Below are 24,757 nucleotides of genomic sequence, written 5' to 3' on the forward strand. Positions count from 1 at the left end.
GTGAAGGCCCGGAACCATTGGTTCCGGGCCTTCCATGTCACCGGGCGGGCCCGGATCTTGGTGGTGCCTTATGCGTCCGCGGATGCGCGGCTGCGGCGGCGGGAGACCACTACCGTGCCCACACCCGCGGCCAGCGCGCCGGCGCCGACGAGCGACCAGACCAGGACGCTGGCGTCAACGCCGGTGCTGGCGAGGCCGCCCGGCTGGGTGCCCGCAACGTTGTTTCCACTGGGGTTGACGGCAGCGGCCACAACCTTGACCGTCTGGGTGACCGTCACGCCGGACGTCTTGCCCGTGGCAGTCAGCGTGTAGGTGCCGGTCTTGTCCAGCTCCACAGGAACGGAGAACGTGCCCGTGGAGCTGGCCGTGGTAGTAAATGATGAAGGCGTGGCCACGGGCTTGATAATGATCGGCACGGAAGCGGACACGCCGCCGCCCATGGAACCAATGGCCCCGCCGGCTACCGGGTTGGACAGCGTGATGGTGACAAAAATTGCCTCACCGGGCGTAAAGCCACTGCCGGAGAAAATAAAGGCTTGGCCCGGAGCAACAACGGCAACCGAGACGCTGCCGGAGGGCGGTCCGGCCGGGTAGTCGTTCGGAGCGGCCTGTGCGGCAACACTTCCGACGGAAAGAGTCAAAATACCTGCAAGCGCCAGGCTGGCGAGTGCTTTCTTCATAAGGGTTCCCCACTTCTAATTTTGGTTTTGGCAACGCGCCCCCGCTGAGACCAGAAGCCTTTTGAAGACTACCAGCATCCGGGGGCCGTACTCAACCAACGTTGGATTGTTATTGATTGTTAATGTTCACGTTCACGGAAACTCGCGCAAAAGCCGCCCTTACGTTGGTGTAAAAATTGTCAGGGTACGGCCGGCGTGCACCCCGCATCCTTGTGCAGTGGCAAAATGACGTCGCTGGTCTTTTGGATCGTTGGAGTGACCTCGAGCTGGGCCGCGCTGGTCTGGACCACCTTGGAGAAGTCGATTTCCACCGTGGTGGTCTGCCCCGGCGCCAGCTCAACCCGGACCACCCCCACGGGACGTTCGTCCTGGGAAAAAGAGCCGAAGCCGGTGGTCTTGCCGTCCACGCGGACAGCCTGGGCGCGGGCCTGGGAGGGTCCGTAGGCAATGACGTTGGTGGCTACGTGCCCGGGGGAAATACCGTAAACGCCGCCACCGGTGACATATTCGGGCAGGGCCGTGGCGGCGCTCCCGGGAGCCGTGTTGGTCAGGGAAATTTTCGCCGTGTATTCGCCGTAGCCGCCAGCCGTGCACTTTTGGACCAGCTGGACCGTCCTTTTGACGTAGTAATCCATCTTGGCGCCCGTGCCGTCGTTGAAATACACCCCAAAGGCCGCCGCCGGGACAGCCGGACCGGAGATGGTGCCGCCAATGCGCTGTGTTTCCAGAATTGTCTGGTCGTCACTGTGCGTTGACCACAGGAGAATCCTGTTTTCGGCAACACCGGTTCCCAAGGCCTGAACCAATTTTTCACCGGAGGTATTTCCGGCGGAAAGTTTTTCGAAGACCTGCTTGGCCACCGCGGCGAAATAGACGTCCTGGAGCGCCGGTTCCTTCACTTTGGCGTAAACATCGGAAAGCAAAACTGGCACCAAGTTCTCACTGGTCAAGTGAGTAGGCAGGGCTCCAAGGCCTGATTCCTGCGCAACATCGGCGGACACCGGCAATTTTATGTCGACGGGCCCGGTTGCCTTCAACACATATGAAAGAGCCACCGGGTCAATGGACACCACGCCGTCGATTTTCTGCCCCGGGTGGCGCTGCACCCACATGGCGCGGGCCGTGGAAGCTGCCGTGGGGAAATCCGGCGTCATGTTCACGTCCTGCATGTAGCTGCCCATGCGGTTGGAGTAGATGGCTTCCTGCGCCGCGTCCACCTTTATAGCCGGATCGAACAGGCCCAAGGCGCTGGCGGAGTCCTGTTGGGTGAGCTGCATCTTGCCCTTGTCAACGTGGATGACTGCCAGCGCGCCGGGAATCCCGCCGCTGGCACGCACCTCAGCATTGTTCTGGATGAGCAACAAATAATTGCGCGGACCGTCTGCGCCCATCATTGCGGGAACCAATTGGACGGCTCCCGAAGCCACGGAAAGCGCGCCCCGAAGCTCGTTCAGCTGCTTCTTGGCAGTGCCCAAGGGACCTGCAACCTGGGGCATCAGCGGACCGGCATCAATGGCGGCCAAGCGTTCGTAGGAAAGTTCCACGGAATTTGCTGCCGCAACAACGTTCGGTGCCGCCTTTTGCAGACGTGCCAACTGCACCGCACCCTTTACGGGGGTCAGCGCCTTCCAGTCCAGGGATTCGAAGGCGCCCACCAGCGGCTGGGCGGCCAGGCGCACCACGTCGTCCGCGGTGGTCGCGGCCTCGGATGCAGCGGCGAGGTTGGGGCCTATCCATGGCAGTCCGCTGGCGAGTTTCCAGACCGGATCCGTCGCGGCCCTTTTCGCGGCGGAGGTGCGTTCCGCCAACGAGGCCACTGTAGCGGCGGCGAGCTTCGGATCATTGGCCAGAATCTGCGACTTCAACTGTGGCAGGAGGTGCGTGGTGGCCGCCAAGTTGTCCTTGATTTGCCCGGCACGGAAACCGAGCCATGCGGTTGTGCCTCCTGCTATGACCACCAGGGCCAGCAGCGCCACGCCGATCTGGAGATTGCGCTTGCGGCGCCGTCGGCCAGCCGATGGCTGGACGGACCTCCGAACGCGACTTGAGGACTCAGCGGGATGCTTCAAGGGTTTCCTTGCACCATGCGTCGCGGCCATGTCTAAGGACGGCCCATCTCGGGGTAGGACCCGCCTGCACTTGGTTTTCCGGTAGGCCAGGCACGAACGCTTCGGAGATCTACATGATTTGTACTCGCGCCAGAAGCTATGGATGTGGTCACTTTATGAAGTGCCCTGAGGTATCCACAGTCAATTACAAATATATGCATTGCCTTGCCTTCTTCAGTACTAGCTGATTCGGAGGGGTTAGTAAGCGCCATCGCGCTTGAGTACGGCCCTGAGGGTTTTGAAAAGAATGACAAAGTCGGCCGTCATCGACCAATTTTCCACGTAGTAGAGATCCAGTCGGACTGAGTCCTGCCAGGAAAGGTTGGATCTGCCGCTCACTTGCCACAGACCAGTCAGGCCAGGCTTGACGAGGAGGCGGCGCCGGACGTGGTCTTCATAGGCATCAACCTCCGCCGTCAGTGGAGGCCGCGGGCCAACCAGGCTCATCGAACCCAAAAGGGCGTTAATAAGCTGCGGCAGCTCGTCCAGGCTGTAGCGTCGGATTATCGCCCCAACACGAGTGACACGGGGGTCGGCCTTCATTTTGAACAACAGCCCATGGCCTTCATTCTGGGCTTGGAGTTCTGCGAGACGCTTTTCGGCATTGACACCCATGGATCGGAACTTCAACATGGTGAACGGCTTCCCTCGAATTCCGATGCGTTCCTGTGTGAAAAAGATGGGACCCTCGCTGTCCAACTTGACCACGAGCGCAATAAACAGAAACAGGGGTGAAAGGCACAGCAGGAGTAGCCCAGAGAACACAATGTCGAAAAAGCGCTTGGCCACCTTCTTGCCGCCTTCAAGCTTCGGCGTCGTTACGTGGATGAGGGGTAGCCCGGCGACCTGCTGGGTGTGGATTCGCGGACCGGCAATGTCGGTCAGGGCGGGGGCAACGATGAGTCCGATATTGGCAGCGGCCAGTTCCCAACCCAATTGCCGAATGATCGTGGGCGGAAGGTGGACGCCGGCTGTAAGGGCCACAGCGTCCGCGCCAGACTCGCGGACCGCATGGAGAATATGAGTTGCGTTGGCGGCGCCTTCGAATAGGGGAAGGTCGGGTGCCTCATTCAGTACATGGTCTGCCCTGCCCTGAAGATAAGCGCCAACTGGGGTGTAGCCGGACTGCGGGAAGCTGCGGAGTGCTGCCACCAGATGGCCTACAGCATGGGGACCTCCTACCAGCAGAAGGCTGTAAGTGCTTCCACCTTTCGCGCGGGCCATGGCAAGGTGTTGGCGCAGCACCCAACGGCCGGCGATCAGGCCAACGACTCCCACCGGGAAAGCGATACCCACATATCCACGGGCCAAATCCATCTGGAAGGCGTAGGACACTATGGCCAGGGCGCCGAAAAGCCACAGGCTGCCCGCGAAAACCCGTTTATATTCTTCCGGTCCGGAGCCCATGATGCGCGGCTGGCGGCTGCCCCAGGCATCCAACATCAGCCACCAGATGATGGGAAGCAATACAGTAATGAGAATGTACGGGGCGCCGGCTACCTGATTGTCGCCATCCAGGCCGAACCGGATTAGGTGTGCTCCAACCACGGCCCAAATCACGACCACAGCGTCGACGATCTTCATCCGGCGTACATAGTTTTGCCGCCAGTCATGGCCTTTCAAATGTTGCCCCCCGCTAGTAAAAAAGTTGCCGTGCTTTCTGCCAGTGATGTCTCGACAGATAGTCAGGTTTCGCTCTATCCGCGCCGAGTAGTCCGACCCTGCAAAATGTCATCAAAGGCGTCCGCTACCCTATCAATGTGGACAGGGGCCGCGGCAGACCTTCTGGCCGGTTGCGGGGATTGCTCAACCTTGGGGGCATATCCGTAGTAGCTATAGGCGTATGCATCGGGGCCCTTGACCGGCAGCCGGTTGAGAACTACGCCAAGAAGATCGGCGTCAACCAGCTCGAGGGTTGCGATTGCCTTCTCAACTTGCGGTTGCTTTGTGGCGTGGCAGCCAATCACTAAAACGACGCCTCCCACCTGCTGTGCCAGGACGGCGGCGTCGGTAACCGGGAGAAGTGGGGGCGCGTCGATTACCACTGCGTCAAATGCTTGTTCGAGCCTCAAAATGAGCTGTTTCATTTCCGCCGAGCCAAGAAGTTCGCTGGGATTGGGTGGGATACGTCCGGATGTCAGCACGTGGAGTTCATTGCGGCCCCAAGGCTGCATGAGGTCCTTTACGTCAGCCTGGCCGATGAGCGCAGTGGTGAGCCCTGCCCGGCTTTCCAAGCCCAAGTAAGTGGCGACCATGGGTCGGCGCAAGTCTGCATCAACCAGTGCGACCGTTTGCCCGGATTCGGCCATCGCGATGGCAAGATTGGTGGCGGTGGTGCTTTTGCCTTCGCCCGGCAGCGAGGAGGTAACCAGGACTGTTTTGCTCTTGTGGCTGACATGGGCGAACTGCAAGTTGGTGCGGAGCTGCCGGAATGATTCAGCCCGCTGGCTGTGTGTTGAACCTTCAGTGACCAGCGGGCTCTTGCTGGCTTCTGTGTCAAAGGCGATTCCGCCCAGAACGGGTGCCTGAGTGATTTGCTGCAAGTCCCGTTCACTTCGGACCCTCGTGTCCAACGTTGTACGCAGCAAGGCAGCCCCAATGCCGAGGGCCAAACCTACGATCAAGCCCAATGCAAGGTTGATCTTCAGGTTGGGCGACGATGGCGCTGCGGGTGCCGTTGCTGGGGTGACCACGGACAATTTGACCGGTGACGGTCCGCCGTCCGCCGGTTTTTCCAATTTGTCCACAGCTGTGATGAGGCTGCTGGCAACTGCATGAGCGATTGCGGCGGCCTGCACCGGTGAACCGTCGTTGACGGAAATGGTGATGAGGACGGTCTTAAGGTCAGAGGTGGCCTTGATCTTATTGGCAAGCTGCTGTGGCGAAAGATCGAGGCCCAAAGTGTCGATGACAGGCTGAAGCACCGTGGGAGTGGTGGCAGTCACCACGTAAGACGACACTCGAGCCTGGATGAACGAGTTGCCTGTCTGCAAATCCTGCACAGAGCCCGAGTTTTGCGTCGCCACGAAGAGTTGTGTCTCCGCGGTATAGATTGGTTTGCTGAGCACCGAAAATGCGCCGCCAGCCAGAAGCCCAATCAAGCTCAGCGCGACGATGAGGATCCAGTTGCGACGCAGAATGCGTATGTAGTCCTGTAATTCCAAAAGTGGCTTCCCCTAGGTCAAGGATAAATCTGCCCAAATCCGTTGCATGTTCACAAGTACGGGAACGGCCTTTGGATATTGGTCTTCAAATGTTATTGCCAGTCTATTCGCGGATGTGACTGATGTTGTTGCGATACCAGCCCACGGTGTTGCCAATGCCCTCTTCCAGCGAAATGGACGACCGCCATCCGGCATCGGACAGCTTGGAGACATCCAGCAGTTTCTGGGGCGTGCCATCTGGCTTGGAAATATCCCATTCCATCTCGCCCCTATAGCCAACTGCGTCCGCTATGATTCCGGCAAGCTCCTTGATGGTGACGTCGGTCCCGGTTCCCACATTGACTTGCTCAGGACCATCGTAATTTTCCATGAGGTGCAGACACGCCGCAGCCATGTCGTCGACGTGCAGGAACTCGCGGCGTGGGTCACCGGTGCCCCAGTTGGTTACTGAACTTGCCCCGTTCTTGACGGCCTCGTCGTAACGGCGAATTAACGCTGGCAGGACGTGAGAACCGGCAGGGGAGAAGTTGTCTCCGGGTCCGTAGAGATTGGTTGGCATTGCGGAGATCCAAGGCAGGCCGTATTGCCGGCGGACTGCCTGGACCTGCATTATGCCAGCGATTTTTGCAATGGCGTAGGCATCATTGGTGGGTTCAAGGTGGCCCGTCAGGAGAGAATCTTCGCCGATCGGCTGCTCGGCAAGCCGGGGATAGATGCAGGACGATCCCAGGAACAGGAGTCGCTCCACGCCGTGCTCCCTGGCCGCATCCATAACGTTGACCTGGATGCGCAAGTTGTCGCTGAGGAAATCAACGGGGTAGCTGTTGTTGGCTAGGATGCCGCCGACTTTTGCGGCAGCCAAAGCGACGTACCGCGGTTTGGTTTCAGCAAAGAAGGCGAAGGTGGCATCGCGGTCCTTAAGGTCCAGCTCATCGGACTTTCGGCCCACGACGTTTGAGAAGCCCTCGGCTTTGAGCTTGCGCCAGATCGCAGAGCCAACGAGCCCTCGATGGCCAGCGACATAGAATGTTGACTCCCTGTCCAGCGAATCTGGTGTGTAGTCGAGGTCCATTTCTAAGCCTTCCAGCTTGGCAGGTCCACGTCGTCTACCCAGTGTTTGCCGGCATGTTCCAGTGTTTGGATGTCTGCGTCGACCATGATGCGTGCAAGTTCGGGCGTTTCAACGGTTGTTTTCCAACCCAATTTCGCGTTGGCTTTAGACGGATCCCCGATGAGTGCATCTACTTCGGTGGGGCGCAGGTACCGTTCGTCGAATTTGACGTGCTGTTCCCAGTTCAGCCCGGCATGCGTGAAGGCTTCAGCCAGGAAGTCCTTCACGGTATAGCCGGTGCCCGTTGCCAGAACAAAGTCCTCCGGCTCATCCACCTGAAGCATGCGCCACATGCCTTCAACGTACTCTGCGGCGTACCCCCAGTCGCGAATCGCATCCAGGTTGCCCATGTATAGCTCATCCTGTTTGCCTGCCTTGATGGCAGCGACCGCCCTAGTAATTTTCCTAGTAACGAACGTCTCGCCACGGCGAGGCGATTCATGGTTGAAGAGGATGCCATTCACGGCAAACATGCCGTAGGCTTCGCGATAGTTTTTGGTGATCCAGTAGCTATAAACCTTGGCGGCGCCATAAGGGGACCGTGGGTAGAACGGCGTGTCTTCGCCCTGGGGCGGGGGCGTGGCGCCAAACATTTCCGAGGTGGAAGCCTGGTAGAAGCGTGTTTGGATTCCAGACAGTCGCACAGCTTCCAGTAGACGGACTGTTCCCACACCAGTGGTGTCGGCGGTGTGCTCTGGTTCGTCAAAGGAAACGCGCACGTGGGATTGTGCCGCCAGGTTGTAGACCTCGTCCGGGTTAATCTGTGCCAGCAACGTCACCAGCCGAGCACCGTCGCTCAGGTCTCCATAATGCAGGAAGAGCATGGCCGCGGGGTCGTGGGCATCGACGTAGAGATGGTCAATACGTGCCGTGTTGAAAGTGGAGGCTCGTCGGATGAGTCCGTGGACCTCATATCCCTTTTTGAGTAAAAGCTCCGCCAGATAGGAGCCGTCCTGGCCTGTGATCCCCGTGATTAGAGCGCGCTTTGGCAACGCAATTCCCCCTGCTTAGACGTTGTGTGAGTGACTTTGGCGGCCGGTGCGAGCAGTTGTTGCGCGCTTAGCGGCCGCGAGCTTGGTCAACCAAGCACTGTACTCAACTATAGCTGCATGTTCGGACAGCTTATTCTTGGCGTAATCACGGCCCGCGGCCCCAAGGCTTGCACACTGCGGGGGGTCGTCTGACAGTCGTTCTGCAGCTCGAAGGAGATCCTCGGGAGCCGACGGGTCAACACGGATGCCGGCGCCCGAAGCGGTGATTTCGCCGGCGGTGGTGCTGTCCGGCTCCGTAGCTGCGATTACCGGTAGGCCCGAAGCGAAGTAGGACGTAAGTTTGCTTGGGACAGCCATCTCGCGGAGGCCGCTCAACTCGTTGACAAGGAGGATATCTGCCGATTGCAGGGCTTCTTGGAACCAAGCATCAGGGAGCGGATCGATAAACTGAATGTGCTTAATGCCCTCGGCTTGCTGCATGACGGTGGCTTTCTGGTTACCATCACCGAGAAGAACAAAGCGAACGCTAGATTCACGCAAATCGGCTAGGCGAGCAGCTTCAACCACGTTGCCGAGTCCTTGCTTAACTCCGATGTTGCCTGCGTGGAGGACTATGACTTCGTCGTCAGCCCAACCGAAGCGGCGGCGTGAAACGTTGCGATCAATAGAGACAATTTGCGGCAGATGTGTCCAGTTACGAATCGTGCTGATTGCACCTCGTGGAACGCCAAGCGCAGACTCAAGATAATCGCCGAACCTGTCGTGGATGACTGTCACCTTCGTAGCAGATCTCAGGACGAAAGCCTCGACAATTTTCATGAGTTTCCCCGAAAGGGCTCCTGCCCCACCAGTTTCTTCGAGGCCGCGGCTGTAGATGTCCTGGACCCAGATACCGGTCGGTGGCTTCCGCCATCCGAATCTGGCGCGGACTATCGCAATGGCCGCAGCAAACAGTGCAGGACTAACGATCAACACAGCATCTGGGGAGTCCCACTTGGCGAAAAGTAGGCGAAAACCAAAGCTCAGCTCTAAGTGCATGCGTTGTAAGTTGCTGACCCGACGAGGAATGAAATGTCGCAATCGGTGCACTTGAACACCGTTGATCGTCTCTCGCCTGGACCAGCCACCAAACCCATCAGCTAGCTTCCACTCAGGGTAGTGCGGGTAACCGGTCAGGACACTCACGTCATGCCCGTCGGCGGCCAGCAACTCCGCCAGACGTGTTGTATAGGGGGCGATGCCGGTGGGTTCAGGGAGGTAGTTGAGTCCGAGAATCGTGATGCGAAGTTTTGAGGAGGCCACACATGTAAGAATAGACGAAACAACATCGACGTAGTCATCACACTCCGGGGGAGAGCATGCCCGAAAAGAGTGGCGACCGGCAGCCTACCAAAAAACAAGTGCCGGTAATTGATCTTTCTAAAGCTCCAGGGGAAGGAGCCGCATGGGGCAGACCAAGAATAGTTGTCTATTTGTGGGCGATTATTGAGCTTATTTTCGTAACTAATCCATGGCAAATCAGTTCCAACTTGCGTGTTAAAGCCCTCCGACTTTTCGGGGCAAAAATTGGACAGGGTGTTGTTTTCAGGCCACGCACTCGAGTCAAATTCCCTTGGAATCTGAGTGTGGGTGATCGCTGTTGGATAGGTGAGGGCGTTTGGATCCATAACCAAGCCCAAGTGGTTATTGGGCACGACGTGGTTATTTCACAAGAATCAATGATTACTACCGGGAGCCATGCGCATCGTGCGGATATGGCACTACTTACGAAATCACTGGAAATAGATTCGGGGGCATGGATTACTTCCAGATGTATGATTCTCGGTGGAAGTCATATAGGGCGATCGGCGTTAATAACACCCATGTCAGTGGTCGCAGGTGTCATACCGGCTAATTCAATTGCACAAGGGAATTATGCGACGAAGATTGGGGAAAGGTTTGCCTAAATCCACTAAACGCATCGAACAGCAGCCTATAAAACACGTCGTCACCTATGTTTCTACGGACGGTTCTTTCGGCGGACCGCTCGCTGTTGCAATCGCTCAAGTTACCGAACTAGCGCGTCAAGGCCAAAAGGTAGACTTAGTCGCCGGATGGGACGGCAAACAGAAGTTAACAATTCCTGGAGTCACTGTGCGCTTGTTTCGAGCCAAGCGTTTGTGGCCAGGTTTTACGGGACTGGTGAGTCCCGCTCTGTGGTGGCACTTGATATCTTCTAATAGAAGAACAAAATTCCTGCATATTCACATGGGCAGGGACCTGATGTCCCTTGGATCCGCTTTGATAGCGATGGTATTTAGACGGTCCTACTTAGTACAAACACACGGCATGGTCCAAGTTCGGCGAAGGACCAACATAAAAGCACTCGATTTTTTGGTAACGAGCCATATATTAAGAAATGCTGTGAGGGTGCTCACCTTGACGCGTGCGGAGTCGATGGATATCCGTAAAATATCGAAAGATCGCGCTCATATTGATCAGATTTCCAATGGCGTTAGGAATATAAATCTTTCCGACGTCACTCGGAACAAAAGCAAGATTATTTTTTTGGCGAGGCTCCACCCTAGAAAGCGGGTCATGGCCTTCGCGGAAATGTGCAAAATCCTTTTGGACCACGAGATCATATTTCATGCTAGTGTCATCGGCCCCGACGAAGGTGACCTAGATCCGCTCCTGGCATATATTAGAGACTATAATTTGGCCGAAGTTCTCGATTATCAAGGTTCCATCAAACCAGGTGAGTCTATAGCCACCTTAGCTAGCGCAGGTGTTTTTGTACTGCCGAGTTACGGTGAGATATTTCCAATGACGGTCTTGGAAGCTCTGGTCGCACGTACACTAGTTGTGACCACACATGATTCTGGCTTGGCTCCGATTCTTGATTCCTTTGAAGCCGCGATCATTACGGATGGAAGCCCTGCCAGCCTTGCATCCGGAGTCATGATGGCGTTGTCAGATGAAAAATTTCGAAAAAATATGATAAACAGAGGATCTGAGGCAGTTAGGGACGTCTTCGGCATCGAGAACGTCGTGGAACAGCTCAAGCAGATTTACGATTTGTCTGAGTAACGTACTTGTTGGAGCGTCCTGACTTTCTTTGAACACGATGACTTGGTACCGAACTGCTGAGTATCGTCGCTTTTTTACAAATCTATTGTTGAACTCTACAGTTGTCTAATATTGCCTTCATATTGAAGATTCATCTCAGCGATGATTGTTGGTTTCAATTTATGGGCAACCAATAATGGTCTATTTATGCCATAAATTATAATCAAGGAAGCCTAGCGGTAATGGAAGTATCCGAGAAAAACAAAACTTTGATTCGAAAGCCGTTGTTGAACGACAAGTCACCGCTTTTGTGTCCCTTTCTGGGCCTCGTAACGGCGGTTGTCCTGAGCGGTGTTTTCCCCTTGATGCTAATTGCTGAAATAACCAACACGTTTCGTAGTCACGCGTGGACTCTCACGATGATAATCATGGTCTGTTCCGGTCTCAGGTTGAGCTTTCTGATAGGAAGCGGTCGACCACGTCTTTTCGAATTTATTGTTTGGCTATTCGCTTACGTCTTCTTTGGTCTTGCAGCGACTGTTCAATTTCGTAGTGGAAATATTGCGGGAACTACTCCGGGTTTAGATCCAAACCTCGATTTTCCGTCAGCAGTCATGGTGGCCGTTGGCCTTGCCTCATTCTACGTCGGCATAAAGATATATCGTCCTAGAAAGACACGGCATTTAAATGGTTCCTTCGTCTTCGAGATTAACGTAACAAGAGCAAATATCTTGCTCTTAGTTGGTGCGGGATTTGCCATCTACTATATTTCAAAAATTGGATTTGGCAATCTCTTTCAGTCTAGGGAGAGTCTAAATATAATATTGGCACAAGTTTGGCCTAATATTTCTACCATGGCTACATTCAAGGCTGCTGCAATTTTCCCATTATTGGTAGCCAGTCAGGCGCTAATCCAGGCCAAACACAACCAAAATGTTTCGTCCAAATACACGAAATCCAACCGTAGGAAGGCTGTCCTCGCAGCGATTGGCGTAATGAGTATTACCAATCCAATAAGTACGGCGCGGTACGTTTTTGGTTCAGTTTGGGGCGGGTTCCTTCTCTCTCTCGGGGCGTATGCCAATAGGATCCGGACGTCATTGTCCATGCTTGGAATAATTTTAGGTCTGCTTTTAGTTTTCCCATTGGCGGACATGTTTCGATATAATAAAACTCTGGGTGTATTTCGGAATAGTTTTTTTGGAGAATATGCCGGAAATGGCGATTATGACGCTATTGGTCAGATATCCAACACCTTGGCATATATCCATGACAAGGGTATTACGTGGGGTGATCAATTCGTTGGAGTAATATTCTTTTGGGTCCCGAGAATATTTTGGCCTGATAAAGCTCAAGATACAGGCGTTCTCTTGGCGGAATATCGTGGTTATGGATTTACAAATCTTTCTGCACCGTTGTGGTCGGAAGCTCTTATTAATTTTGGCCTAGTTGGACTCGTCGCAACCTTCGTTTTATTGGGTGTACTAGTTGCAGGATTAGACGTAGCTGGTGCTCGCGCATTGAAAGATGGTGGTTTTATTCTGATACCATTGGCGATTCTCCCGTTTTACCTGCTAATAGTCTTGCGTGGTTCATTGTTGCAGGCTACGGGTTCCTTTGTAGTTATGATTCTTTGTATATTATTCGTTCGGGGGCGAAGCAGGCCCTTAAACGTAGCTGGAAAGCTAACCAATTGACCCGCTTTAGTAGTTATAGAGAAATTTCGCCACATTGGGAACATACGAGACATGAATGCGATTTTCTCCTGTTAATAGTCGTTGTTTAAAGTAGGAGATGCCGAATAATCCTGGCTCTGACGATGTTAGTACTATTCGGTGTTTATGCGTTACTTTTTAGCTAACATGTCTGGATTTAGAGAAGGGGTTTTATGCGAGATCTAATAGACAACATACTGCCTTCCGACCATCGTTATTGGGGCCTGAGTATTGGACGTGTTTGTGGTGCCAAGATCCGTATTTTATTGAAGTTTATTGTTCAAGCGTCAAGTCATCCTGTCCGGCGTATGACCCGGTTGCGACGTTTGCGGGGCCAACGAGGCGCATATTCCGGCCAAACGGTCCTAGTTTTGGGTCTGGGTCCGTCGGTGAGCCGGCTCTCACCAGATGTCGTTGCCGCCAAACAGAGCGAGGGGTCGTTATCAGTTGTCTGTGTAAATAATTTCTTTCGCAGTGACTACGCGCGGGTTATATCACCGGATATATACGTATTAGCAGATCCACATTTTTTTGGTCGGGATAGGTCTGACGTGGACTTTTCTTGGAAGGAAGTCTGGGATTACCTTGAAAAACATCCTGAAATATCTGTCTTTATTCCTGATAGATATAGCGTTCCTGCAGGTTACGTTATCGATAATCTCAATTATTTCAATAGCCTTGGTTTGGAGGGTTTCTCGACCTCAGTTGCCCCGACCCGTCCAAGAGGCTTTCTGAGTATGACTGCTTATCATGCAATATCGATTGTAGGTTATTTAGGTTACTCACGTATTCTGATGGCGGGTATCGATAACACCCAGTTTCGTTCCGTTGCACTTACTCCACAACAGAAACCTGGAATGGGGCGGAACCATTTTTATGAAGCGGAAGATTTTCCTGTCGAGCCCTTGCCTCATTTCAATGTCGATGGTATGGCTGCATTCTTTGAAGACGTGGCGCGTCTTTTCGCTGATTTGAGATTGTTCAAGCATCTTCCTATTGAAAATCTTGATCCTGCAACACTGGTTGACGTTTTCCCCATTGCGTCTGACTGGCTGAAATTTTCGAAGTAGTAGTTATTTATTGAGTGACGTTTTACTCTTATTGGTACTTTTAATTGGGTTCGATCCGTTTTATAAATGATAATTATATTAGCACCTAAAAATGATGTTTTTTCGCATCAAGAGAGGAGAGATTATTAAGCGGCGAGTTTTTGGTGACGCCCCGGTATATCTTCTGACTGCTGCTCTCCAATCTATTTCTCCATTGATATTGCTCCCGATGCAGCGGGTCAGCCTTGGATTGGACAGCCTGGGGATGGTGATCCTCGCGTCAACTGTGTCCGGATTTACCGGATTGCTGGCAACAATGGGAGTAGCCGATTCTGTTCTTCGGAGAAGGCTTGCTGGGGACGTGCACGTCAGTGAGGCCATGCGCATTGTTAGGACCATCCCTTTCGCAGCTATCCCAACCAGTATTCTGGTTGCGGTCTGTTTGGGTTTTAGTGGACTTAATACTTCTATGTCGAGTCAATGGGCTATTATCGTTGGCGCGTTGTCGGGAATCTCTATTTGTACGCTGTTAGTTTGCCAACAATCTGTCAGGGCAGATGGTAGACCATGGTCTTACTTATTGAATATAGTGGTGTGGCAATTTATTAGTCCTTTGGTCGGGCTTGGTTTAGTTCTATTCGGGTTTGGAATTAAGGGTTATCTGCTTGGCTGGGGCGGTGCTTTGGTGCTTGGCGCTTGTTGGGCGGTCCAGTCGTCGATTTTTCCACATAGGCCTCTGCCCAAGGCCGAAAATAGCCTTTTTAACTCTTATAGGGATTCGATTGCATTGGGTTTCCCTATACTTCTTCATTCTCTCGCTGGTGCAGCCGTATTGTTGGTCGATAGATCAGTTCTGGCTTCGTCGCATGGCGGAAAGGATGTTGCGATTTATCAGGCCATATTTCTGCTTGGACAGGCGACAGGGATGGTGCTGTCTGCGTTCAATAATTCTTGGGCAGTCAGGATATTCAAGAGTAAAGTAGAAGAACGTTGGCGTGGACAACGTATTGAAATTGGAGTCTTGGCATTTGCGGTCTTAGGTCTCGTTGGTGGGTTAATGATAGTTGTTCAGGTCGTATTTCGGTTCATGATGGGGAGCCAGGTGGATCCCAGATGGCCAACAATAATTATAGTTTGCATGGCGTCCCTTGGAATGACTCAGATTCTTTATTTGGGAGGAATGAACGCTCTGTATCTGACCGGAAAGACGCGTGACTTGGCCAAGATTACGCTGCCATGTGCGTTAGCTCAGTCCCTGTTGAGCGTAGTTCTGATACAGCCATTGGGTTATCTTGGACCGTGTATAGCAATTATAGTTGTCCAGAGTCTTCAGTCTATTTTGGTGTGGTGTCATGCAAGGCGAGGAAGTCAGGTCGAACCTATATCTGGTTACTGGTGGTTTTCTGCTATCTTATTGTGGCTCGTTCTTATATTTACCGCGGGTCTCAATTCTTCGTTGTATCCCGTTTCTGGAGCGTTGTTAGTCGTTTTTTCATTACTTGGTGTAGGCAGGATTGTCCGTAGGCGTGATCGTGCCTTGATATAATGTTGAGTGTTTTATGATCTTTAATTTAGATATTTATTGAATTATTTGGTCTGGTTTTGTTGGCTTCGCGATACCGTCTACCTATTTGTCTTCTGCCGCTCAGACTAGTTGGTCGGTGTGTTCGTCATCGATTTCAATCGTATAATCTCTGGTTTTTTTGCTTAACAACTCGGGGTTAGGATTATAGTGTTGGCGTTCTGTTTGTTTTTAATGATTGCCTATAGTCTTGAAATGGATTATAACTATTGTCAATTTTATAAGAGAGAAAGTTGTGGATATGAGGATTGCAGACTATAAAATTGAAAACTTCACGATTGGACAGTCCGCTCGCCCCTTCATCATTGCTGAGGTATCGGGAAACCACAATGGCGATTTGCAGCGGGCTCTTGATATTGTCGATATGGTCGCGGAAAGTGGGGCTCAGGCTGTCAAATTGCAGACCTACACTGCAGATACCATCACCATAGATTCGAAGCGGCCGGCGTTTATGATCTCGGCAGGTCACCCGCTGTGGGGCGGGAAGAATCTGTACCAACTTTATGAAGAGGCCCATACTCCTTGGGAGTGGCACGAGGCGATCTTCTCAAGGGCCCGATCCATGGGTCTTGTTCCTTTCTCCAGTCCCTTTGACTCCACAGCAATTGATCTGCTCGAGTCATTGGATGCGCCCTTGTACAAGGTAGCTTCGCTGGAAATTGGAGACCTTCCCTTGCTTCGCCGGATCGCACAAACGGGCAAGCCCGTCATCTTGTCCAACGGCGCTGCCAGCATGACTGACATGGACAGGGCAATCCGTACTATCCGTGCGGAAGGGAACGACCAGATCGTGCTCCTTGCGTGCACTTCGTCCTATCCGGCGTCGCCAACGGAATCCAATCTTCGCACCCTCCCTGTGCTGGCAAGCGCTTTCGATATACAAGTGGGGCTGTCCGACCACACCATGGGAATCGGGGCCGCCATTGCGGCTGTGGCATTAGGCGCGACCGTTGTTGAAAAACACGTTACGCTGAGCCGTGCCGATGGCGGTGTCGACGCCGATTTCTCATTGGAACCACACGAGTTGAAGGCCCTCGTCACGGAAAGCGAAGTTGCATGGCAGTCACTCGGGTCGCCTAGCCTGAAAGTAACGGCGGGCGAATCCGAAAGTCTTCGTCTACGCAGGTCTCTGTACGTTGTTGAACCTGCCAGAAAGGGCGATCTTGTCACGGAAGCGAACGTTCGTTCCATCCGTCCGGCGGGTGGCTTGGAGCCGGACATGTTCCGTACCGTAGTGGGCAGGCCCTTCACTGCTGACTGTGAACCGGGCACTCCGCTGACTTGGGACGTCATTTAGCACTTCGTTTCATCCGCTGAATGGTGGACTGTCAGGGTTGCTTAATTCTCTGGCAGTCCACCACGCATATGTTCAACCCTAGGTTGAGTTTACGGAAGCCGTTGGACCCTCGTCCATCCTGCTGGTGCCGTAGAACGTGTCTATAGAACGCCTTCATTTCTTATCCAAGGAGTGCCAACGGTGCCCTTTCGCAACGACTATTGAACCGCTGTATCCTGCCGTAGTGAAGAGGCGGTAGGAAGCTTCGTTCGATTCCAACATTTCAGCGAAAAGCCGTGCCTCCGGCTGCAATGTGAACAGGAAAGCCTCGCCCGAGGCAAGGACCGCGTTGCCCAGTCCCCGTCCGCGTAGAGACGGGGCGATGGTGATGGAGACCTCCCATCGTTGAGCATCAGTGTCATGCGCGTCGAATCGTACGGTGCCGATCGGCTTCCGGCCGCTTTCGACAATAAAGAGCAGCCGCAATGGACTGGCCAGAACCTTCTGCAACCAAGCAATATGACCTTCCCAGGTCAGTTCACGCGCATTCCGGGAAACGCCGCGAACGGTAGGGTCATTGCGCCATTCAAAAAGGATCGAAGCATCGTCCACAGTAGCGAGGCGTGCCACGGGCCCCACCGGTGGTGCGGCCACTTGTGACCACTGCGCGATAATATTTCGACTCCCTAAGCCGTCAACCAAACTCTGTGCTTGCCTAGCGAGGGTGCCCCGCACGGACATCGACGTCCCAACGTGGCGCAACCGTTGGATGACATCCTGCCGTGGCGGCAATCCGGCAACTACAGAACCGAGTCCGATGGCCATACCTTGGGATGTTGCAAACTGATAATTTTCGTTCTGGTTGTCAACCACTTGAAGGACTGCCATGGGCGTTCCCAGGTATGCCAACTCCCAGATGGTGGTCCCCGATGCCGTGACGATGAGGTCCATTTCCGGGAAGAAGCGAGGAATGTCTGGTCCGGGGTCGTGGACCGTCAGTACGCGACGAATGTTCGCATCCAACGATCTGAACGCCTCAGGCTGCGCCACGACATGACATTCGGCGTCGAGACCCGTGTCAAGCCAACACTGGACCATGTAGTTTGTGAGGTTTTTCGCGTCAGTCCCTCCCATGACAATCATGACGCGCAACCTACGACCCTCGGAAGGATCCGTTGATGCAGTACCCAGATTGAGAATCGAGCGCCGCAACGGAATGGCTTTGAGGCCGCGAAAAAGGCGCATGCTTCCGTCGTCAGGACGAAATGACAGTTCGCTGGCCGGAGACGGATCCACTATCAAATCAGCGGCACGCCGCCCGTTCGTAGCGTCTTCCATCGACGACAACGGTATTCCGGATGCGTTCAGTATTTCGCGCAGACCGACATGCTCCTTGTAGGTGTCAATGTGCACGAGGTTCGCCTTACGGCATAAGGCAAGACTGGCAAGTTCGTCGGAATTTCTTGGTGCAGGATGCACAATTTCTGTCCTGGCAGCAATCATCTCCAACCCAGTAGGGTTGTCGATGTCCCCGCAAACCTCAATGCTCCAGCCGCTGGCAAGGGCTTCATCAGCCAGCGCCATCGACCGGACCAAATGTCCCAGTCCCTGATCCTTGGACGCGTCAAATCTCAGGAGTACAAGCATTTCAGCCCTCAGTTAGCGCTTTCTGTTCGACATGAGAGTTCAGGAGAGCAATTTCTGGGAATTCCTCCAGCACCGAAACTACCTCCTGCCACGACGGCGGGACCGCCTGCAAATGTGGAGCCAACGCATCAAGGAGGGCTGCGTCAGCTTCAGTGTCCAAAGTCACGCGATACTGCGCACTGCCCGGGTTGAACTGCAGCGAGGCGAGCTTGAACCCGGCGCCAGCCTCATATACCGCGCTCGTGACATGGGCACGGTGGTGGGCTTCAGTCCGATTCCCCACCGCCCGCAACGCACTGGAGGTCACCAGTTCGACATCCAATCCGCGCGGAAGTGAACGGTTTTGAGTCGTCGAGACATAATCCAGCAGCTGCGGATCATTTCGCCAAATCGACACAACTTGCGATATCACCCGAGGGTCCAGCAACGGGCAGTCGGCAGTCAGCCGAACGACCGCGTCCGCATTGGTCTCCTCAATAGCCATCAGGAAACGCCCAAGTACATCCATTTCGCTCCCTCGGACAACACGAACGCCTTGGGTGAGGGCAAAGTCAGCTACTGGATCATCCTGGGCAGATGTGGAAGTGGCAACAACAATTTCATCGATCCCCGACGATTGGCTGGCTGCACGGACGACCCAGCCTAAAACGGGCGTTCCCGCCAGGTCCCGTAATACCTTGCCAGGAAGCCGATTGGATCCCATCCTGGCCTGAACGACGGCGACAACCCTTGAAGACATGGCCATGTTCCTAGTCCCCAATGATTTCGAGCACATGGTCAATGACCAAATGAACTTGATCGTCCTGCAACCCCGGAAATACTGGCAGGGACAACTCCTGGGCATAGTAGATTTCAGCGTTCGGGCACATCCCGCGTTTGTAGCCCAAATCCTCAAAAACCGGGTGCCAGTATGCCGGAATATAATTAACTTGGACGCCAATGCCGCGCTGGCGAAGCTGCAGGAAAATATCCTTCCGCCGGTCCGCCGGCACGCGAAGAGGGTACAGGTGCCATGCAGGATCGGCACCTTCAACAACGCCAGGAATTGTCAATTGCTCATTCCCCGCAAATGCCTGGTTATAGATGTTGTGGATTTCTTGCCGACGCGCACGAAATGCACCAAGCCGCGCAATTTGGCTCAAGCCAAGCGCACACAAGACGTCAGGAAGCCGGTAGTTAAGGCCAAACTCATGAACTTCCTGATGCCACGGCCCCTCATCCGGATACCGCAGAGAAGCCCGTTCACGGATAAGACCCTGGCCCTTGAAACGCCGAGCACGCAGCTCGAGATCGGGGTTAGCTGTGACTACAGCACCACCTTCTGCCGTCGTCATATTCTTAGTCGGAAAAAATGAGAAGGTCGTCAGATCGGCATTCAGGCCAACCGGTTCACCATTCAAAGACGAGCCGATGGCATGCGCGGCGTCCTCTAGGAACAATGCACCGTGGGTGTGGGCCAACGACTTAAATCCGCGACCATCAACAGGAAGCCCGGCATAATCGACAGCCGCGATAACCGTCGTCCGCGCGGTAATGGCCGCTTCCGCCGCCGGCAAGGAAAGATTGCCCGTGGATTCATCGATGTCCGCAAAAACGATCTTGGCGCCCATCACTGCTGCCGCTGCAGCCGTCGCCACAAACGTCAGCGGTGTTGTGATTACCTCATCACCGGCCTTGACTCCGGCGGCCGCGTAGGCCACGTGAAGAGCAGCGGTCCCGGACGTTACAGTGACCGCCGGCGTGCCGCCTGCGACGTCCGCGATGGCAGCCTCAAAACTGTCAACGAGTGGACCCGTTGTCAGCCAGTCGCTGCTGAGGGAAGCAGCGACGGCCGCGATGTCTGATTCGCTAATAGACTGACGTCCGTACGGCAACACTGGCTTAAAACCCTTCAGCAGAAATCATGTCTTGAAGTTTAGGTACGGTAAGAAACACTTCATTCCCGTCCGATTGGTAGCTCCATCCGTCTTTAACGGCCTCGGCGTTCTTGGGTTTTTCATACCCCCACCCGGCCACATGCGGCATGACGATATAGCGATCTCCGACAGACACCGTTCGCCTAGAATCGTCAGCAGCAATCATCTCTTCATGTAACTTTTCCCCGGGCCGGATGCCAATTTCATGAGTCTTGGCATTGGGATCCACGGCCTGTGCCAACTCAGAAATCCGAACGGACGGGATCTTGGGAACATAAAGCTCGCCACCCTGCATCATCTCAAAGGAATCCAAGACGAATTTCGCGGCTTGGTCAATTGTAATCCAGAAGCGGGTCATGCGATTGTCAGTGATCGGCAGCGACTCGCCTGCCTCCGCCAATTTCGCCCAAATCGGCACGATCGACCCCCGCGATCCCATCACATTGCCATAGCGCACCACACAGAACCGTGTGTCATAGGCGGCGGCATAATGATTTCCGGAAATAAATAGGCGGTCCGCACACAGCTTCGTTGCACCATACAGATTTACAGGGCTGGATGCCTTATCCGTCGAAAGTGCAACGACCTTTTTCACTCCGGAGTCAATGGCAGCGTCGATGACGTTCTGTGACCCTTGCACATTCGTCTTGACGAACTCGAAAGGGTTGTATTCCGCAGTATCAACCTGCTTCAATGCTGCGGCGTGAATCACGTAGTCAACTTTGTGGAAGGCCCGCTGCAAACGGTCCTTGTCCCGCACGTCACCAATAAACCATCGTAGACGCGAATCATCGTTAAACATTCGCCGGCATTCCAGCTGCTTTAATTCATCGCGACTGAAGATGATCAGCCGATTGACGCCATGATGTTCCAAAAGCTCTTTCGTGAGAGCCTTACCTAGGGAGCCGGTACCGCCCGTAATGAGGATAGAGGAACCGCTTAACAAAGACATTTTTATAACCACCTAAAATTTCGTTTTAGCTCGTATGCACAATTGACGGGACCGACTCGATCAGGCTTGCACCATGCCCAGCTTACTGGGACAGGTCAACTTTACATCCTTAGGCGTACCTATGCTAAAGTGGCGTATTGGTACTTCTGAAGAAAAAGGGCGTCATGCGGCCCACTTTTTGCTCAGAGTCGGATGGACAGTAACGTCAGCCATAGAATTTAACGGCTTCTCATTTTGCGTTCATACTTGCCTCGTCGACTCCGTGCGCAGCATTGTCGACGCCTTTACGGTCTAGGGCGTGTGCAAAATTGATTAGCTGATATTTAGGCTGGCGAGTTTGAGGGCGCCGCACGCGCTGTTGAGTCTCGCTGAGAAGTTCGGTCTGAGGCGCTGAACACGCGCGGCACCAGTCGGCTCACTGGAGGTGACATGACAGAACTTGAAGTACGAATGGAGCTTTTCGTTGCCCACCAGACCGGTGCCGCCTGCCACTCCAGGCATGTTAACGAATGCCTCACTTACCAGCCTAAGAGGCGCTATTCGAACACCAGAGTCGTTCCGTTACCTCTTACGCGGACGGAGCGCCCCACCGTTTGCCCGCTCCCACTTGATTAGATCCTGAACCGCAGGGGTGAGCTCGCGGCGCATCCGTTCATAGACTTCGTCCTTGCGGCGGAATGGGTCCACAACATCGTCGTCTTCTGGGTGTTGACCATGCAGGCTGCGAGCACGCAATGCAAAGGGAATGACGTGCGACCAGCGTTCAGCCGCGTCCAGATCCTTCGGTGTATGTAATTGCGGAAGTATCCTGGCCAACTCGCGCAGCGTAAAGGTTTTCTTCAACAGGGCCGGGGCCATTTCTACAATGCGGCTACGATGTTCCCGCGTCATGGCCAAGACTAGGTCCTGGGCGGCCAGGATGTCCGGAGTAAGCTGGCGGGAGGAGAAGTTATCCGCCGAGGCGCCCATAACCCGGACGTATCCTTCAATGTGAGGTTCCATGGCCGATCCGACCAAGGCTCCGGTGCCTGCACTTTCCACCTTGTACGCACCCGGGGTGACTAAGTTCAAGCCTTGCTGGAGAAGCCGCTCCGCCATGGGGGAGCGGCATATGTTTCCAGTGCAGACTGTCAGGATCCTGAAGGGGGGAGGGGTGGTCATGGGATTAGGCTACAGTTTTTCTACTTGTGGTTTTGACGGGGCAACGTTTTCGGCGAGCCCAACGGTTTCGACAAGGTCAACCGCAGGAGTTTCGACGAGGCCTCTGCGCGACTGTACGCGCCGTTCCGTTGTGAAATATATGGCCGCGCCGACCCCTGCGCCTATGGTGTTAGCGAGGACATCCAAGCCGGAGCCGACCCTGTGCGGCAGAAAGAGGGTTTGACTCAGTTCGACGCAACAGGAAATGAGGCATCCCGTGAGCAGGCCGACCCAGCTGTTGCGCCACCAGACCGAGGCGAGGTAGCCCATCGGGACGAACAGGGCAATGTTGGAGGTGAATTCGACTTGGTGATATCCAATCGCCCTCGGAACCCCGTGCCTGTGGGCCCAGCGGATCACCTCGTTGAGGGTGCCGTCGACGGGACGGTCTACCGGAGTGGGCCAAAACAGGATCAGGGCCAAGGCAAGGACATATGCGGCGGCCAGCGCAACGGCAATGCGGTGGCTGTGGGTATTCACGGTTTCCATTCTAGGCGGGGTTGGCTTGGTGTCGGCGCGCGTTGGTCTCGACGCGCTCGCAGAGCTCGCTGCTCGACCAGCGGCTCACGGTTCGACCACCGGGGCTTTGGCGAGTTGCTTGTAGTGCTTGTTGCGGCTGCGCAGCACCACGGACGCTAGGAGAGCAGCAACGACGGAGCCTGCCAGGATGGCCACCTTTGCGTGGCTGTAGTGCGGGCTTCCGTCGCCAAAACTGAGTTCGCTGATCAGCAGTGCCACGGTGAATCCCACGCCCGCCAACAGTGCCAGGCCGGCAACGTCGATCCAGGCCAGACCGTCGTCCAGCGTAGCCCGTGTTGTCTTGGTGACCAGCCAGGTGGAGCCAAGGACGCCCACGAACTTGCCGCCCACCAGGGCCACCACAATCCCCAGGGCCACCGTGTCGGTGAATGCAGCCTTCAGCCCGGCTGCTCCGCCTAGGGCAACCCCCGCTGAGAAGAAGGCAAACAGCGGCACAGCCACGCCGGCGGACAGCGGGCGGAAACGGTGCTCGAAGTGCTCGGCAAGGCCGGGCCCTGCGTCGGGTCCGCCGCGCTTGGCGGAACGGACCACCGGAACGGCAAAGCCGAGCAGCACGCCGGCCACCGTTGCATGGATGCCGGAGGCGTGCACGAGTGTCCAGGCGGCGAATGCCAGCGGCAGCAGCAGGTACCAGGACCGGATACGTTTCTGCACCAGCCAGGTGAATGCCAGCAGCGGCAGGACGGCCAAAGCGAGGAACTGCAGGTGCATCTCGCCCGGGTAAAACACGGCAATGATGGCGATGGCGATGAGGTCGTCCACCACCGCCAGCGTCAGCAGAAAGGTGCGCAGGGCGCTGGGCAGGTGCGTGCTGATGACGGCCAGCACGGCCAGGGCAAAGGCGATGTCCGTGGCAGTGGGGATGGCCCAGCCCTTCAGCACGGCCGGACCCTGGGTGAGGTTCACGAGCGTGAACAGCAGCGCCGGGAGGGCCACGCCGCCAGCCGCTGCCGCAATGGGCACGACGGCACGGGCAGGGTTGCGGAGGTCGCCCGCCACAAATTCACGCTTGAGTTCCAGTCCGGCCACGAAGAAGAAGATGGCGAGCAGGCCGTCGGACGCCCAGCCGCCCAGGCTCAAGTGCAGGTGCCAGGCCGCGGGGCCGATCTGGAAGTCTCGGAGCGCGAAGTAGCCGGCGGCGAGCGGTGAATTGGCCCAGACCAACGCGAGCACGGTGGCGGCGAGCAGCAGGGCACCGCCCACGGTTTCCGAGCGGAGGATCTGGCTGATGCGCTGCAGTTCGGGATAGCTGCTGCGTGTGAGGATGCGGCGGGGGAGCGGCAGGTTCATGGGCAGGTCGGCACTCTCTACGGGGTCAAGGTTCCAGCCAATTGCCAGCGGAACTTTGGGAACGGCTATGACATTGCCGACCAGACTTCCCGGCGCACCTATGTATGAGTTTACCCGGTCCCCACGTACCGCGGCCGCCGGTTCACCTCTGAAGGTAGGCGTACAGCGTCATTGCACCGGCTGCCACGGCCAGCAAGCCCAGGAGCAGGTACTCCCACAGCCGGGAGCGCTCCTTGTAGTAAACGCCACGCTGTGACGTCCGCCGGCGCCGCCTCATTCCCATGTGCCTGATGTCCCCTCCACCCCACCAAGCCCGGCGGTTACCCGACGGGTGCGGACTGGAACTGACGGACATGCTCTCCCAGCCAGTCGCGCAGGTCCGGGCCGAGGTCCTCGCTTTCGCAGGCCAGGGTCACCACGGCCTTGAGGTAGCTGAGCTTGTCCCCGGTGTCATAGCGCCGGCCCCGGAACACCACACCGTACACGC

The 24,757-nt window shown here is 55.2% G+C and carries 20 protein-coding genes and 1 pseudogene; 5 read left to right on the forward strand and 16 right to left on the reverse strand.

Annotated features, from left to right (window positions below):
• Positions 1-68 precede the first annotated feature (68 nt).
• The 7 genes from MMF96_RS06225 to MMF96_RS19765 all read right to left on the reverse strand — a co-directional run bounded on the left by MMF96_RS06225 (position 69) and on the right by MMF96_RS19765 (position 9,357).
• Positions 69-680, reverse strand: coding sequence for an LPXTG cell wall anchor domain-containing protein (locus MMF96_RS06225; RefSeq protein WP_256882935.1), 612 nt, complete (start codon positions 678-680; stop codon positions 69-71).
• Positions 681-859: 179 nt separating this feature from the next.
• Positions 860-2,749: a DUF4012 domain-containing protein gene (locus MMF96_RS06230; protein ID WP_256882936.1), complete on the reverse strand. Its 1,890-nt coding sequence runs from the start codon at positions 2,747-2,749 to the stop codon at positions 860-862.
• 237 nt (positions 2,750-2,986) lie between these two features.
• Positions 2,987-4,372, reverse strand: a complete 1,386-nt coding sequence (locus MMF96_RS06235; RefSeq protein WP_256882937.1) for a sugar transferase — start codon at positions 4,370-4,372, stop codon at positions 2,987-2,989.
• A gap of 113 nt (positions 4,373-4,485) precedes the next feature.
• Positions 4,486-5,952, reverse strand: coding sequence for a polysaccharide biosynthesis tyrosine autokinase (locus MMF96_RS06240; protein WP_256882938.1), 1,467 nt, complete (start codon positions 5,950-5,952; stop codon positions 4,486-4,488).
• Between the two features lie 103 nt (positions 5,953-6,055).
• Positions 6,056-7,024: a GDP-L-fucose synthase gene (locus MMF96_RS06245; RefSeq protein ID WP_306295735.1), complete on the reverse strand. Its 969-nt coding sequence runs from the start codon at positions 7,022-7,024 to the stop codon at positions 6,056-6,058.
• A gap of 2 nt (positions 7,025-7,026) precedes the next feature.
• Entirely contained in the window at positions 7,027-8,055 is a 1,029-nt protein-coding gene (gmd, locus tag MMF96_RS06250; RefSeq protein WP_256882939.1) for a GDP-mannose 4,6-dehydratase, read from the reverse strand.
• 15 nt (positions 8,056-8,070) lie between these two features.
• The gene (locus tag MMF96_RS19765; RefSeq protein ID WP_256882940.1) at positions 8,071-9,357 is read right to left on the reverse strand and encodes a glycosyltransferase family 4 protein; all 1,287 of its coding nucleotides are present in this window, start codon (positions 9,355-9,357) and stop codon (positions 8,071-8,073) included.
• A gap of 636 nt (positions 9,358-9,993) precedes the next feature.
• Between MMF96_RS19765 and MMF96_RS06265 the strand changes: the two genes are divergently transcribed.
• From MMF96_RS06265 to pseI, 5 genes are all read left to right on the forward strand, one after another.
• Positions 9,994-11,124, forward strand: a complete 1,131-nt coding sequence (locus tag MMF96_RS06265; RefSeq protein WP_256882942.1) for a glycosyltransferase — start codon at positions 9,994-9,996, stop codon at positions 11,122-11,124.
• A gap of 221 nt (positions 11,125-11,345) precedes the next feature.
• On the forward strand, positions 11,346-12,800 hold the full coding sequence (locus MMF96_RS06270; RefSeq protein ID WP_256882943.1) for a hypothetical protein: 1,455 nt from the start codon (positions 11,346-11,348) through the stop codon (positions 12,798-12,800).
• Positions 12,801-12,991: 191 nt separating this feature from the next.
• A complete protein-coding gene (locus MMF96_RS06275) occupies positions 12,992-13,888 on the forward strand; it encodes a hypothetical protein (protein ID WP_256882944.1) in 897 nt (298 codons plus the stop codon).
• Positions 13,889-13,979: 91 nt separating this feature from the next.
• On the forward strand, positions 13,980-15,413 hold the full coding sequence (locus tag MMF96_RS06280; protein WP_256882945.1) for a lipopolysaccharide biosynthesis protein: 1,434 nt from the start codon (positions 13,980-13,982) through the stop codon (positions 15,411-15,413).
• Positions 15,414-15,690: 277 nt separating this feature from the next.
• Positions 15,691-16,746, forward strand: a complete 1,056-nt coding sequence (pseI, locus tag MMF96_RS06285; RefSeq protein ID WP_256882946.1) for a pseudaminic acid synthase — start codon at positions 15,691-15,693, stop codon at positions 16,744-16,746.
• 153 nt (positions 16,747-16,899) lie between these two features.
• Here the strand turns inward: pseI and MMF96_RS06290 are convergent, their stop codons facing one another.
• The 9 genes and pseudogenes from MMF96_RS06290 to MMF96_RS06330 form a co-directional block, all read right to left on the reverse strand.
• A complete protein-coding gene (locus MMF96_RS06290) occupies positions 16,900-18,309 on the reverse strand; it encodes a GNAT family N-acetyltransferase (protein WP_256882947.1) in 1,410 nt (469 codons plus the stop codon).
• Positions 18,310-18,373: 64 nt separating this feature from the next.
• Positions 18,374-19,111: a cytidylyltransferase domain-containing protein gene (locus tag MMF96_RS06295; protein ID WP_256882948.1), complete on the reverse strand. Its 738-nt coding sequence runs from the start codon at positions 19,109-19,111 to the stop codon at positions 18,374-18,376.
• A 10-nt stretch (positions 19,112-19,121) separates the two neighbouring features.
• Positions 19,122-20,249, reverse strand: coding sequence for an aminotransferase class V-fold PLP-dependent enzyme (locus MMF96_RS06300; RefSeq protein ID WP_256882949.1), 1,128 nt, complete (start codon positions 20,247-20,249; stop codon positions 19,122-19,124).
• A 4-nt stretch (positions 20,250-20,253) separates the two neighbouring features.
• Entirely contained in the window at positions 20,254-21,240 is a 987-nt protein-coding gene (pseB, locus tag MMF96_RS06305; protein WP_256882950.1) for a UDP-N-acetylglucosamine 4,6-dehydratase (inverting), read from the reverse strand.
• A 561-nt stretch (positions 21,241-21,801) separates the two neighbouring features.
• Positions 21,802-22,401 (reverse strand): low molecular weight phosphatase family protein, encoded by a 600-nt coding sequence (locus tag MMF96_RS06310; protein WP_256882951.1) that lies wholly within the window; start codon positions 22,399-22,401, stop codon positions 21,802-21,804.
• 9 nt (positions 22,402-22,410) lie between these two features.
• The gene (locus MMF96_RS06315; RefSeq protein ID WP_256882952.1) at positions 22,411-22,920 is read right to left on the reverse strand and encodes a VanZ family protein; all 510 of its coding nucleotides are present in this window, start codon (positions 22,918-22,920) and stop codon (positions 22,411-22,413) included.
• An 84-nt stretch (positions 22,921-23,004) separates the two neighbouring features.
• Complete coding sequence (gene nhaA / locus MMF96_RS06320) at positions 23,005-24,270, reverse strand: Na+/H+ antiporter NhaA (protein ID WP_256882953.1); 1,266 nt, start codon at positions 24,268-24,270, stop codon at positions 23,005-23,007.
• Positions 24,271-24,412: 142 nt separating this feature from the next.
• Positions 24,413-24,553 (reverse strand): hypothetical protein, encoded by a 141-nt coding sequence (locus MMF96_RS06325; RefSeq protein WP_256882954.1) that lies wholly within the window; start codon positions 24,551-24,553, stop codon positions 24,413-24,415.
• Between the two features lie 37 nt (positions 24,554-24,590).
• A pseudogene (locus MMF96_RS06330) lies at positions 24,591-24,757 on the reverse strand (UTP--glucose-1-phosphate uridylyltransferase); the annotation flags it as partial.

It is taken from the genome of Arthrobacter sp. STN4 (assembly GCF_024539665.1).
In the GTDB taxonomy this organism is placed as follows: Bacteria; Actinomycetota; Actinomycetes; order Actinomycetales; family Micrococcaceae; genus Specibacter.